The organism is Flavobacterium soyae, from assembly GCF_045348165.1.
Taxonomy (GTDB): Bacteria; Bacteroidota; Bacteroidia; order Flavobacteriales; family Flavobacteriaceae; genus Flavobacterium; species Flavobacterium soyae.
On the sequence record NZ_CP150845.1, the window covers coordinates 3194818 to 3208019 of the forward strand.

The window sequence follows — 13202 nt, forward strand, 5'->3', positions numbered from 1 at the left end:
AAAAAAGTATGATTATAGAACCTAGAATGAGAGGATTTATTTGTTTGACTGCCCACCCAAAGGGAGCTGAGCAAAATGTTAAAAATCAAATTGAATATATCAAATCAAAAGGTGCAATTGCCGGAGCAAAAAAAGTATTAGTTATTGGTGCTTCAACAGGTTTCGGATTAGCTTCAAGAATCACAAGTGCTTTCGGATCAGATGCTGCTACAATTGGAGTATTTTTCGAAAAACCGCCGGTTGAAGGAAAAACAGCTTCACCAGGATGGTATAACTCTGCAGCTTTTGAAGCAGAAGCTCATAAAGCAGGTCTATATGCAAAAAGTATCAACGGAGATGCTTTTTCAAACGAAATAAAAAGAGAAACATTAGATTTAATAAAAGCTGATTTAGGACAAGTAGACCTTGTAATTTACAGTTTAGCTTCTCCAGTGCGTACAAATCCTAATACGGGAGTTTTACACCGTTCGGTTTTAAAACCAATTGGGCAGACTTTTACAAACAAAACAGTCGACTTTCATACAGGAAATGTAACTGAGGTTTCGATCGCTCCTGCAAACGAAGAAGATATTGAAAACACAGTCGCAGTAATGGGAGGTGAAGACTGGGCAATGTGGATTGATGCTTTAAAAAATGAAAATTTATTGGCAGAAGGTGCTGCAACAGTAGCTTATTCTTATATTGGGCCGGCATTAACAGAAGCAGTTTACCGTAAAGGAACAATTGGCCGTGCAAAAGACCATTTAGAAGCTACAGCATTTACTATTACTGATAACTTAAAATCTATTGGCGGAAAAGCTTATGTTTCTGTAAACAAAGCATTAGTTACACAAGCAAGTTCTGCAATTCCGGTTATTCCGTTATATATTTCTCTTTTGTATAAAATCATGAAAGAAGAAGGTATTCACGAAGGATGTATCGAGCAGATTCAGCGTTTATTTCAGGATAGATTATACAACGGTTCTGAAGTTCCTGTTGATGAAAAAGGAAGAATTAGAATTGACGACTGGGAAATGCGTGACGATGTTCAGGCAAAAGTGGCTGAACTTTGGAAAGAAGCTGCAACAGAAACGTTACCGACTATTGGAGACTTAGCAGGTTACAGAAATGACTTCTTAAATTTATTTGGATTTGAATTTGCAGGAGTTGACTACAAAGCAGAAGCTAATGAAGTAGTTACTATTGACAGTATCAAATAAAAACACATAAATCTTACAGTAAAAACCATCAACCAAAAGTTGGTGGTTTTTTTATGAATATAACTATCTTTGCTGAAATTTTCAAAGTTTAAAATATTCCACTTAAAACCGCATTCCTGCTATGATTTTTTCTTTAATTATACCCGTGTATAATCGCCCGGACGAAGTTGATGAACTTTTAGAAAGTCTTACAAAATCTGATTATAATGAACCTTTTGAAATTGTTCTGGTTGAAGACGGATCATCGATTCCTTGTAAAGATGTTGTAATGAACTATGATGGGAAATTGAATATCTCATATTATTTTAAACCAAATTCTGGTCCCGGCGATTCTAGAAATTTTGGAATGCAGAAGGCGAGAGGGGATTATTTTATCATTTTTGATTCTGATTGTATTATTCCATATAATTATTTAACTGAAGTTCGTAAAGCTTTAGATGAAAAATATGTGGACTGTTTTGGCGGGCCGGATAAAGCCTTGAAAAGTTTTTCGAACATTCAAAAAGCAATTAATTTTGCAATGACATCTTTTCTTACAACAGGCGGAATTCGTGGCGGTTCTGAAAAAATTAATAAATTCCAGCCAAGAAGTTTTAATATGGGAATTTCGAAGAAAGCTTTTGAAGCTTCAAAAGGCTTTGGAAATATTCATCCTGGCGAAGATCCCGACTTATCGATCCGTTTATGGAACTTAGGATTTGAAACCAGACTGTTTTCTGAGGCTTTTGTGTACCACAAACGTAGGATTGACTGGGAAAAATTCTCCATTCAGGTAAAAAAATTCGGTATAGCAAGACCAATATTAAACAGTTGGTATCCAGAACATAATAAACTTACTTTCTTCTTTCCAACCGTATTTATTGTAGGTTTATTGATAGCTTTTTTACTATTAATTTTCAATATTGATATTTTATTACAATTATATTTTGTATATTTCGTTATTATTTTTCTTACAGCAAGTATTCAGAATAAAAGTATCAAAATTGGGTATTTATCGGTTATTGCTGTTTGGAAGCAATTTTATGGTTATGGAACAGGTTTTTTGGAATCTTTTGTGAAAGTTATTTTACTAAAGAAGAAACCGCAAGAAGCTTTTCCTCGTATGTTTTTTAAAATATAATATGACAAAAATTATCGGCTTGACCGGCGGAATAGGAAGCGGTAAAACGACAATCACTGCTTTTTTTAAGGAAATGGGGGTTCCTGTTTACATCGCTGATGATGAAGCTAAAAAAATAATGCAGTCGGCAGAAATTATTGCAGCATTAAAAAATGCTTTTGGAGAATCGCTCTTTGAAAATAATGTTTTAAACCGGGCAAAATTAGCTGATATTGTTTTTAATAATGCAGATAAATTAGAAGTTTTAAATTCGATTGTACATCCTGCGGTAAAAAAAGATTTTCAATTTTGGTTATCACAAAATAAAGATGAAGCTTTTGTAGTTTATGAAGCTGCCATTTTATTTGAAAGCGGCAAGTACAAAGAACTGGACTATATAATTACAGTTACTGCTCCTGAAGAATTAAGAATTGAGAGAGTGATGAAACGTGATAATGCAACACGCGAACACGTTTTAAGCAGAATGAAAATGCAGTGGGATGATGAAAAACGAATTTCTTTGAGCAATTTTGTTATTAATAACAGTAATCTTAAAATTGCTAAAGAAGAAGTTGTTAAAATTCTTAAAATTTTGAATATAAAACAAAAACAGTCTTAAATGTTAATATTTGGTTAATGTATTATTTAGTATATTGTTAAAATATTAATTTTGTTTCGATGAATAAATTATTTTTTAGAATACTTGTTTTACTGATGAGCTTGTCCTTGATAGGGATAATTCTGGTGCAGGTATTTTGGTTTAACTCTTCATTTAAAAATAATGAAGAGCAGTTTAAATACCACGTTACCCAAGTTATCGGAAATGTTGCAGACAAACTTGAACAGCAAGAAGAATACAGTTTTTACGATAAATATAATCGCATAAAAGACAGTACAGGTAAAATTCCTAAAAAGGAAGATTTACTGGAAGTATTTTATGTGCAGAGAAATACAAAAACAAATAAAACAATAGTTTATTCTAATACGCTGACTTCTGAAGATTACGATATAAGCGGATCGCTTTTTAATAAAAAATTCAGTAGTGAGAGATTTAAGAATTTCAGCTCTAAAAGAGTAACCGAAGTTTATAATAACAATAACGGAATTGATAATAACAATTTAGGTCAAAGCATAATACCAGACCTTACAATTGAAAAATCAGGAAGTTTAGATATTTTAAATAAAGTTCAGCAGCAAATTCAGTATAAAGATATTGCATCCTTAACTCCAATTGAAGGAAGAATTACTAAAGATAAACTTTCTAAGCTTTTAAAGAAAGAATTACAAGAATACGGAGTTAAGACGAAGTTCGAATTTGGGATTTATAGCAGCGGTGTTCCAACTAAGATTAAATCAGATGGATTTCACTACGACAAAGAAGCGACATATAATATTCCGATATATACTGATAATGAAGGAAATAGCAGGTATGAATTGTCAGTTACTTTCCCTCATAAAAAGAAATTTTTGCTATCAGAATTATTAAGTATCACTATTCTGTCAATAGTTTTTACTTTAATTATAATAGTTGCTTATACAAGTGCCCTAAATCAATTATTGCGTCAAAAACATATTTCTGAAATCAAAACAGATTTTATTAATAATATGACACATGAGTTTAAAACTCCAATTGCAACAATAAATTTAGCACTGGATGCAATTAGAAATCCTAAAATTATTGAAGATAAAGACAAAGTCTATAGATATCTTCAAATGATAAGGGATGAAAATAAAAGAATGCATGCACAGGTTGAAAACGTTTTGCGTATTTCAAAATTAGAAAAACGAGAACTTGATATTACTAAAGAACCAACCGTGGTGACTGATGTAATTGACGATGCAATTGAGCATGTAAATCTTATTTTAGAAGATAGAAAAGGTACTGTAGTAAAACATTATAATGCAGCAAGAACGACTTGTTTAATCAATGAAGTTCATTTTACAAATGTTTTGGTAAATATTTTAGAAAATGCCATAAAATATTCTCCTGATACTCCTGAAATTGAAATTTTTACAGAGAATGTAAAAGACATGATTTTGATAAAAGTAAAAGATCATGGTTTAGGAATGAGTAAGATAGCTCAAAAACGAGTGTTTGAAAAGTTCTATAGAGAGCACACAGGAGATCTTCATAATGTAAAAGGACATGGTTTAGGTCTGGCATATGTAAAAAGAATTGTAGAGGATCACAATGGTCAAGTATATGTTGAAAGCGAAAAAGGAAAAGGTAGCACCTTTATAATAAAAATACCATTAATAAATTAAAATATGGAAAATACTAACAAAAGAATACTTTTAGTAGAAGATGACCTAAATTTTGGGGCGGTTCTTAAAGATTATCTAATGTTAAATGACTTTGAAGTTACTTTAGCTAAAAACGGTATGGAAGGTTTCGAAAAATTCAAGAAAGACGTTTACGATTTATGTATTCTTGATGTAATGATGCCTTATAAAGATGGTTATACTTTAGCAAAAGAAATTAGAGAAAAGAACAGCGAAGTGCCAATTATCTTCTTGACAGCAAAATCTATGAAAGAAGATGTATTAAAAGGATACAAAGCTGGTGCTGACGATTATTTAAATAAGCCTTTTGATTCAGAAGTTTTATTGATGAAAATCAAAGCGATTATTCAAAGAAAATCAGCTGATACAAAAGCAGAGCAAGTACAATTTGAATTTAATATTGGTAAATTCCATTTAAACTCAAAACTTAGATTCTTGACTTTCCAGGATGAAGAGCCAATTAAATTGTCTCCAAAAGAGAATGAATTGCTTAAAATGTTAATTCTTCATGAAAATGACTTAATGCCAAGAGAATTAGCTTTGACTAAAATCTGGAGAGATGACAACTACTTTACTTCAAGAAGTATGGACGTTTACATCGCTAAACTTAGGAAATACCTAAAATCTGATGAAGATGTTGAGATTCTTAACATTCACGGAGAAGGTTTCAGATTAGTTGTAAAAAGCAAAGTTTCTGAATAATAAATTCATCTAAAAACGATATAAAAGCTCTGAGTAATCAGGGCTTTTTTTATGTCCTAAAATTTGGTTTTAAATTTGCAACACAATCATGTAATTTCGACTGAAAGGAGAAATCGCACTCGTAAATCTGCAACGTAAGTCGCCAATCTTTGTCGATATACGCGTGCGATTTCTCCTTTCAGTCGAAATGACAAACACTAGATAAAATATTAAAATTTCTAATTTTATTTCTACATAATCTATTGCTTTCATTTTCAAAACAATAACTTCTTATTTGTTGAAGAATTTAAAGCTAAAAATATTTTTCATACAACTTTTCTGAAAAATAAATTTGGAAATTCAAAAAACAATTCTGAATATTTGCAGACGAAAAAAATAATAACCCTTTAAAAACGAAGAAAAATGTTTGTACTTACATCGACATCACAAAACTTCACACCAAACGGATTTGGTGCAGCACTTCTTCGTGGCTTATTTCAATCTTAGAAATACATTTTTAGATATATAAAAAAGCCCGAAGACATTTAGTTTCGGGCTTTTTTTATTCTAGACACTTCAAAATTTTCCCGAAAAATATTTTACAAACTATCCGAAAGGATAAAAAATCCGCATGCTTATTTCATTCTTGAATCCTTGATTGGTTTCAATTTGACTTGATTATGCATAAACATAATTATAAAAATTTATGGGAAATAAATTAACTGGTAAAGACCTGATTAAATTGGGTTTTCCAAAAAACAATTCAATAAATATCGCCTTAGGGCAGATAAACAGATATAGAAAAAGAGAAAAAAAGGAATCTATTTTAACAGAGGCGAAAGACGTTCTGTTGAATCCTGAAAAATTTGAAGGCCACGGAACTTGGGGAAAAGTTGCTGAAGGTTTGATAAAACCGGTTCAGGTAAGAATGCATCAGCTTAAATCAACAAGGGCTCCTTTTACGATTTTTGGAGAAAATGAAATTGACCAGCAGGCAAAATTTCAATTGTATGATTCGTTGAAACTGCCAATTTCAGTAGCCGGAGCTTTAATGCCGGATGCACATTCGGGATATGGACTGCCAATTGGCGGAGTTTTAGCAACAGATAACGCTGTGATTCCGTACGGAGTTGGAGTTGACATTGGATGCCGAATGAGCCTTTCAATTTTTGATTTGCCAGCGTCGCATTTCAAAGGAAAAGAACATCAGTTAGAAGCAATTTTAAAAGACAATACAAAATTCGGGATGAATGAAACATACGCTTCAAGAGTAGATCATGAAGTTTTTCATAAAAGTGAATTTCAGGATATTCCGCTGCTAAAGAATCTTTTACCAAAAGCTTATAAACAATTAGGAAGTTCAGGCGGAGGAAACCATTTTGTAGAATTTGGAATTGCTAAAATTGAAAATCCGGAGAATGATTGGAAGCTTGAAAAAGGCGAGTATTTCGCCGTTCTTTCACATAGTGGTTCTCGTGGTTTAGGTGCAAATATTGCGAAGCATTATACCTACTTGGCAGCAAAACAATGTCCGTTACCAAAAAATGTACAGCATTTAGCCTGGCTGGATTTGAATACACATGATGGTCAGGAATATTGGCTGGCAATGAATTTAGCTGGAGAATATGCAAAAGCCTGTCACGATGATATTCATAGACGAATTGCTAAAGCGATTGGGAAAAGGATAGTGGTTACAATTGAAAACCATCACAATTTTGCATGGAAAGAAATGGTAAACGGTCAGGAATGTATTGTGCACAGAAAAGGAGCAACGCCAGCAGCAGAAGGGCAATTGGGAATTATTCCCGGTTCAATGACTGCGCCTGGTTATATTGTGAAAGGGAAAGGAAACGTAGAGAGTTTGAATTCTGCTTCGCATGGCGCCGGACGTTTGTTTTCGAGAGCGAAATGCAAAAGCACTTTTACACAAAGCGAAATCAAAAAGGTTTTGAAAGCCAATGATGTAACCTTGATTGGAGGAAATATTGATGAAGCGCCAATGGCATACAAAGACATTACAAAAGTGATGGCAAACCAAACCGATTTGGTCGAAGTCTTAGGAACTTTTACGCCGAAGATTGTTAGAATGGATCGCTAAAAGAGATTTAAAATGGAAAGAATAATTCAAATAACAGCGGGTCGCGGACCTGCAGAATGCACTTGGGTTGTCGCCCAAGTGCTTAAAAAAGTATTAGAAGAAGCACAAGATCAAAATTTAGATACTGTTTTACTTCAACGAGAAGCAGGTCAGGAAAATGGAACAGTTGAAACAGCTTCAATTTCGATAAAAGGAGAAAATGCTGAGAGTTTTGTGAAATCATGGATTGGAACCATTCAGTGGATTGGCCAAAGTCAGTTTAGGAAAATGCACAAACGTAAAAACTGGTTTATTGGAATTTTTGAAATCGAACCGCAGAAAAATGCATCAGTTTCAGAAAATGATATTCAATATCAGGCAATGCGAAGTTCGGGCGCTGGCGGCCAGCATGTAAACAAAGTGAGTTCGGCAATTAGGGCAACACATATTCCAACAGGAATTGCAGTTGTTTCTATGGACAGCCGATCGCAGCACCAAAACAAAAAACTGGCAACAGAAAGATTATTAAAAAAACTAGAAGACGAGAAACTGGTTCAGCTTAAAAATCACGTGGGCAAACAATGGGAAAATCAGCTCAATATTGAGCGTGGCAACCCTGTGAGGGTCTTTACCGGGAGTGATTTTAAAAAGAACAAAGTAGAGAAAAGTTACAAAGGAACTCGTCAGAAATTAAAAAACGATTTACGAAATGAGCATAATTAAAAAGCTGGTCGTAAAAAACAATGATGATATGCGAATTATATGTGACCAAAAAAAACAATAAATATCAACACATAAAATGAAAACAATTGATAAATACCTTTTTCAGGCTTTGGATAACTATCCGTTTTCGCTTGAAGAAACAATTGAATCTTTAGATTATGCTTTTTCTTATGATGCAAAAAATACAATGGTTTTGTGCTTGTACGGAAGAATTCAGGCAGAACAGTTAATGAATTATGATGAGGCTAAATCCTATTTTCAGGAAGCTTTATCGATTAATATTCATGCGCTTGAAGTTTATCCGTATTATTTGCAGACTTTAATTTTGAACGAAGATTATGAAGAAGCACAAAAATTAATTGATTTTGCTTTAACGATAAAAGGAATTAATAAATCTGATATTTACGTTAAAAAAGCGATTTTATTTGAAGCACAGAATGAGTTTAAGAAAGCTTTGAAGGAAATTAAAAATGCTAAGCTTCATTCTTTACAATTTGCATACGAATGTAATATTAGCGATGTAGAGAAAAGAATTGAAGGCAAAATTGATTTACTAAAGAAGAAAAAGAAATCTAAAAAAGATTCTAAAAAGAAATCGAAATGATTTTGATAAAAAAACGATGCAAATTGCATCGTTTTTTTTATTTAGTATAAGTTCCTGCAAGGTTTTCAAAACCTTGTAGGTTTGTTATTTAGATATTAATATCGAAATTTGAGTAAAACGCTTGCAAATGTAAATACCTACAAGGTTTTGAAAACCTTGCAGGAATGAAATAGCCGTTTATTTCCAATGTAATTCTAACGCAAAGCAAGTTTTTTCACCTTTTGTAATACTGAATGTCGCTGTTGTATGATCATCGTCTTCGCTTTCATGAATTACAACATTATCTTTTAGCGAAAGCTCTTTCATAAAGTTCATTTCGAAGCTTTTAACTTCTTGTTTCAGGATTCTTTTTGGGTCAACGTGATCAAGACACCATTCCAGATATTTTACATTATTTACGTGATTTACAATGTCTAAATCAGATAAATAAACTATTTTTTGAAAAACAGCTTCTTTTTCGTGATTGATGTTTATTTTAGAAAAACCTTCTTCTGTAGCTCTGTTTTCAGGGAATAATTCAAAATGTTCGTAAGGTAAAGCCAAAGCTTCCGGACGGCGTAATTGTGTATTGAAAACGGCCCAATACGTTTCGCAGCCTACGATTTTTTTTCCGTTTACATACATTTCCAACGCACGGACCGAGTGTGAATTTTCCAGACTGTTGATCCATGTTTTTACGGTTACAACATCCTGCCATTTTGGTAAAGAGTGAACTTCAACGCGCATTCGGCTTAAAACCCAGGCTTGGTGAAATTCCTGCATATCATAAAAACTAATTCCCCCAATTTCTGAATGCGCTGCGGCGGTTAATTGTAAAATATTACACAAATCGGTATATTTTAAAAAACCAGTTGGGGTGCATTGTGTGAAATTGATTTCCCAGTCCTTAGTTAAAACTGATGTGAAATTTGGAGATATTGGCATTTTTAAATTTTAGATTTTAGATTGTTGAGTTTAGATTTTTTCTATTTAAGAATAGAAGAAAGATGAAAGAGAATAGATTTTAAATTTTGGTTTTTTTGAAATATGCTGATACTATTTTAAAGCTTATAAAAATAAGACCTAATACGATTATTCCAAAAATTATGAATCCTGTAGTATCTAAATTTTTAAAATTTGGTTTTTCAATTTTTTCCTTAAGTGTTGTATAAAATACTGTAGTTAAAATAACTGTACAGAAAACAAAGAAAATATCTCCTATTAGTTTTAAAGATTTCATTTTATTACAGTTTCTATATAACTTAAAATTTCTTTTCTATCTGCTGCATAATCAAACCATTTTGTGTTTTCATTTCTCTTGAACCACGTTAATTGCCTTTTGGAGAATCTTCTTGTGTTTTTCTTGATTTCTTCAATGGCAAATGGTAAAGTGAATTCTTCATCAAAATAACTAAATAATTCTCTATAACCCACGGTTTGAAGTGCATTTAACGCTTTATTAGGATACAATGCTTTTGCTTCTTCAAGTAAACCTTCGTTCATCATAATGTCAACACGCTGGTTGATTCGATTGTAAATTATTTCTCTGTCAGCGTCTAAACCTATTAAAATAGGAGTGAAGTTTCTATTGTTTTTCTTTTGATTTAGAAATGAGGAATATGGTTTTTTAGTTCCAATGCAAACTTCTACAAAACGCATCATTCGCTGCGGGTTTTGCAATGTTTGTGAATTTTCGACTGTTATTTTTTGATAATATTCCGGATCTAAGTTTTTTAATTGTTCCTGAAGATATTCAATTCCTAGTTTTTCGTAATTTGAATTTACTTGAGAACGAACTTGCGGATCAATTTCCGGAAATTCGTCAAAGCCTTTTAAAATTGCATCAACATATAGGCCTGATCCTCCAATAAGAATTACAAAGTCATTGGTTTGAAATAGTTCTTCGATCTTGGCTAAAGCTTCTTTTTCGTAATCGCCAACGGTGTAATTTTCAAAGATGGATTTATTTTGAATGAAATGATGTTTGGCAGCATTTAATTCGTCTTGATTTGGAACCGCTGTTCCAATTGTCATTTCTTTAAAAAACTGACGGCTGTCGCAAGAAACGATTTCGCATTTAAAATGCTGTGCCAAAGCAATACTCAAGGCTGTTTTGCCTATAGCTGTTGGTCCGACAATGGTGATTAGGTATTTCATATTTTTTAGCCCAGATGGAAATGGAAACCCCGGACTTATATTTGTTCGTTTTTTTTGGTATAAAAGAGCGACCGGCGGAAGCTCCTTTTATGCCTTAAAAAAACAACAAAGATAAGGAGGAGTTGGAATGTACAGCTGGATTAGCTCCATAAATTAATTAATTTGCAATTGAGTTCCGCATTCGCAGCAGTATTTGGCGTTATCAAAATGGACTTGCGACTGGCATTTTTTGCATGTTTTTTTAATGTTTACGGAACTGCTTCTCAGGCTGCTTTTTGCAAATTCTGCCGTTACAATTCCGGTTGGAACGGCAATGATTCCGTAACCTAAAATCATTACTAGTGCAGCAATAAACTGTCCTAAAGGAGATTGAGGCGAAATATCTCCATACCCTACTGTTGTTAAGGTTACTATTGTCCAGTAAATTCCCATTGGAATACTGGTAAATCCTGATTCTTTACCTTCGACTAAGTACATAATTGTACCAATGATTACGGTACTGATGAGTACAAAATAGATGAATACTAAAATTTTCTCTTTACTGGCTTCGATTGCATCCCGAAGCTGTGCCGATTGATGAGAAATTTGCGGAATATGTAATATTTTGAACAATCTGAAAAAACGTAATGCTCTGACAACAGATAAGACGCTTGCACCTGGAAAAAATATTGATAAATACATAGGCAATACGGCAAGTAAATCGATGATTCCGTAAAAGCTGAAAACGTATTTAACAGGTTTTTGAATTGAGATGATTCTTAAAATATATTCGATTGTGAAAAAGACAGTTATAATCCATTCGCAGATAATAAGCTGTTGATGGTATTTTTGATTAATCCCTTCAACGGTTTCCATCATAATTAAAAGAACACTTAATAAAATTAAACCTAAAAGAACCAAATCAAACATTCGGCCCAAAATGGTGTTGGTACCATACAGGATAATTTTGATTTTTTCTCTAAAGATTTCGTATTTTGATTTTCTGTTTTTCATATCTGCGAAGATAATGAAAGTTTTGTTTTGTTAAAAATTGAGGATTTTTAGAGATTTGCTCTTGCGGATGTAGCTTTGAATTATATTTTTTACATCGCGGTTGTGCTGCATGGGAATTAGTATCTTTTTTAGGATATCTACATTGGTAATCTGATAATTAAGATCGTAATAAGCATATCCTTTATAAGTCCCGTTTTCGATTAAAATAGCGCTTCGCTCGTTTATATTTCTACCTCTGTCGATTAAAATCATGCTTTTGTTTTCAAAGCTGTTTTCAGAGATAAACTGCTGTACTCTTAAATTATAAATTTCAGGTGTAACTTCGCCAATGCATGCACCGTCGCATTCTTTTATTTTATATTGAAAACATTCTTTTTTTGTTTGGTATAAGCCGGTTAACTTTTGGCACAAATGATATTTCGAAGTAAACCTGAAAAGTGCATTTTTGCCTTCCTGTAAAGAAGCAAAAGATGTAATTTCTTTTTTGCGTCCGTCGGCTTTTTCGAGTTTTAAATTTAAATAACCATTAGAGTCTTTTTCGGCATATAAAGCAAGCGGAAAAACTATTTTTTTTTGAGAACGATTGTATCGCGGACGATTAACTTTTATTTCCTGACTTTCTTTTAAAAGCGCTATTAATTCACTGCCGGTTTCATCATAAGTAATGGTGAAAACTTCGGTCTGGATTTTTTTACTTTTAGTTGTAATTCCGGTAAAATGCTGATTGATTCTCTTTTTGATATTTTGGCTTTTACCAATATAAATTAAAGTACTATTTTCGTTATAGATATAATAAACACCAGTCTTTGCTGGCATTTGACTTAAAAGGTCAAGGAATTTTGGAGCAATTCCTTTTTCAACTTCAAGTTTTATAAAGTCTTTTACGATTGTTTTTTCAACATCTTTTTCAAGAAGCATTTTAAACAGCTTTGTAGTTGCCATAGCGTCTCCGCTGGCGCGATGTCTGTCTGCCATAGGGATTCCGAGCGCACGCACTAGTTTTCCTAAGCTGTATGATGGTTGTTCTGGAATTAGTTTTTTTGCTAATTCTACTGTACAAAGTGTTCTGGCTTCAAAATCATAGCCTAAACGTCTGAATTCTGTTCGTAAAATTCTATAGTCGAAAGAAGCATTGTGAGCGACAATAACGCAATCAGAAGTGATTTCGATAATACGTTTGGCAACTTCATAAAACTTTGGTGCCGATCGTAACATAGCATTGTTGATTCCGGTCAGTTTTACAACGAAAGGCTGAATAGGAATTTCGGGATTGACAAGACTTATGAACTGGTCTACTACTTCATGTCCATCAAATTTATAGATGGCGATTTCCGTAATTCCTTCCTCATTAAACTGTCCTCCAGTGGTTTCTATGTCAAGTATTGCGTACAAATTAAGTGTTCAGTC

13 protein-coding genes are annotated in these 13202 nt (G+C 33.0%); 8 read left to right on the plus strand and 5 right to left on the minus strand.

What is annotated here, in order from left to right; all coding sequences use genetic code 11:
* Positions 1–8 precede the first annotated feature (8 nt).
* From fabV to AABD74_RS13740, 8 genes are all read left to right on the plus strand, one after another.
* Positions 9–1199, plus strand: a complete 1191-nt coding sequence (gene fabV, locus AABD74_RS13705; RefSeq protein WP_232682126.1) for an enoyl-ACP reductase FabV — start codon at positions 9–11, stop codon at positions 1197–1199.
* A 121-nt stretch (positions 1200–1320) separates the two neighbouring features.
* Positions 1321–2319, plus strand: a complete 999-nt coding sequence (locus AABD74_RS13710; RefSeq protein ID WP_406843205.1) for a glycosyltransferase — start codon at positions 1321–1323, stop codon at positions 2317–2319.
* Between the two features lies 1 nt (position 2320).
* Positions 2321–2917, plus strand: a complete 597-nt coding sequence (gene coaE, locus AABD74_RS13715) for a dephospho-CoA kinase (RefSeq protein WP_406843206.1) — start codon at positions 2321–2323, stop codon at positions 2915–2917.
* Between the two features lie 59 nt (positions 2918–2976).
* On the plus strand, positions 2977–4563 hold the full coding sequence (locus AABD74_RS13720) for a sensor histidine kinase KdpD (RefSeq protein ID WP_232682123.1): 1587 nt from the start codon (positions 2977–2979) through the stop codon (positions 4561–4563).
* Between the two features lie 3 nt (positions 4564–4566).
* Complete coding sequence (locus AABD74_RS13725; protein WP_012025443.1) at positions 4567–5283, plus strand: response regulator transcription factor; 717 nt, start codon at positions 4567–4569, stop codon at positions 5281–5283.
* Between the two features lie 685 nt (positions 5284–5968).
* A complete protein-coding gene (locus tag AABD74_RS13730) occupies positions 5969–7360 on the plus strand; it encodes an RtcB family protein (protein ID WP_406843207.1) in 1392 nt (463 codons plus the stop codon).
* Positions 7361–7372: 12 nt separating this feature from the next.
* The gene (gene prfH / locus AABD74_RS13735) at positions 7373–8062 is read left to right on the plus strand and encodes a peptide chain release factor H (RefSeq protein WP_406843208.1); all 690 of its coding nucleotides are present in this window, start codon (positions 7373–7375) and stop codon (positions 8060–8062) included.
* A gap of 76 nt (positions 8063–8138) precedes the next feature.
* Positions 8139–8666 carry a M48 family metallopeptidase gene (locus AABD74_RS13740; RefSeq protein WP_232682118.1) on the plus strand — a complete coding sequence of 176 codons (528 nt, stop codon included), beginning with the start codon at positions 8139–8141 and terminating at the stop codon, positions 8664–8666.
* A 177-nt stretch (positions 8667–8843) separates the two neighbouring features.
* Here AABD74_RS13740 and AABD74_RS13745 read toward each other — a convergent pair whose 3' ends face one another.
* From AABD74_RS13745 to AABD74_RS13765, 5 genes are all read right to left on the minus strand, one after another.
* Positions 8844–9590, minus strand: a complete 747-nt coding sequence (locus AABD74_RS13745) for an acyl-[acyl-carrier-protein] thioesterase (RefSeq protein ID WP_406843209.1) — start codon at positions 9588–9590, stop codon at positions 8844–8846.
* A 79-nt stretch (positions 9591–9669) separates the two neighbouring features.
* Positions 9670–9885, minus strand: a complete 216-nt coding sequence (locus AABD74_RS13750) for a hypothetical protein (protein ID WP_406843210.1) — start codon at positions 9883–9885, stop codon at positions 9670–9672.
* Complete coding sequence (miaA, locus tag AABD74_RS13755) at positions 9882–10802, minus strand: tRNA (adenosine(37)-N6)-dimethylallyltransferase MiaA (protein WP_406843211.1); 921 nt, start codon at positions 10800–10802, stop codon at positions 9882–9884. The genes AABD74_RS13750 and miaA overlap by 4 nt, the downstream gene beginning before the upstream one ends.
* A 153-nt stretch (positions 10803–10955) precedes the next feature.
* Positions 10956–11795, minus strand: a complete 840-nt coding sequence (locus tag AABD74_RS13760) for an ion transporter (protein WP_232682114.1) — start codon at positions 11793–11795, stop codon at positions 10956–10958.
* A gap of 30 nt (positions 11796–11825) precedes the next feature.
* Entirely contained in the window at positions 11826–13187 is a 1362-nt protein-coding gene (locus AABD74_RS13765) for an exonuclease domain-containing protein (RefSeq protein ID WP_406843212.1), read from the minus strand.
* Positions 13188–13202 lie beyond the last annotated feature (15 nt).

Coding starts and splice junctions, on each gene's coding strand:
- AABD74_RS13760 (WP_232682114.1), bottom strand. CDS start 11,795: ATGAAAAACAGAAAATCAAAATACGAAATCTTTAGAGAAAAAATCAAA.
- prfH (WP_406843208.1), top strand. CDS start 7,373: ATGGAAAGAATAATTCAAATAACAGCGGGTCGCGGACCTGCAGAATGC.
- AABD74_RS13750 (WP_406843210.1), bottom strand. CDS start 9,885: ATGAAATCTTTAAAACTAATAGGAGATATTTTCTTTGTTTTCTGTACA.
- fabV (WP_232682126.1), top strand. CDS start 9: ATGATTATAGAACCTAGAATGAGAGGATTTATTTGTTTGACTGCCCAC.
- AABD74_RS13730 (WP_406843207.1), top strand. CDS start 5,969: ATGGGAAATAAATTAACTGGTAAAGACCTGATTAAATTGGGTTTTCCA.
- AABD74_RS13745 (WP_406843209.1), bottom strand. CDS start 9,590: ATGCCAATATCTCCAAATTTCACATCAGTTTTAACTAAGGACTGGGAA.
- AABD74_RS13725 (WP_012025443.1), top strand. CDS start 4,567: ATGGAAAATACTAACAAAAGAATACTTTTAGTAGAAGATGACCTAAAT.
- miaA (WP_406843211.1), bottom strand. CDS start 10,802: ATGAAATACCTAATCACCATTGTCGGACCAACAGCTATAGGCAAAACA.
- coaE (WP_406843206.1), top strand. CDS start 2,321: ATGACAAAAATTATCGGCTTGACCGGCGGAATAGGAAGCGGTAAAACG.
- AABD74_RS13720 (WP_232682123.1), top strand. CDS start 2,977: ATGAATAAATTATTTTTTAGAATACTTGTTTTACTGATGAGCTTGTCC.
- AABD74_RS13710 (WP_406843205.1), top strand. CDS start 1,321: ATGATTTTTTCTTTAATTATACCCGTGTATAATCGCCCGGACGAAGTT.
- AABD74_RS13740 (WP_232682118.1), top strand. CDS start 8,139: ATGAAAACAATTGATAAATACCTTTTTCAGGCTTTGGATAACTATCCG.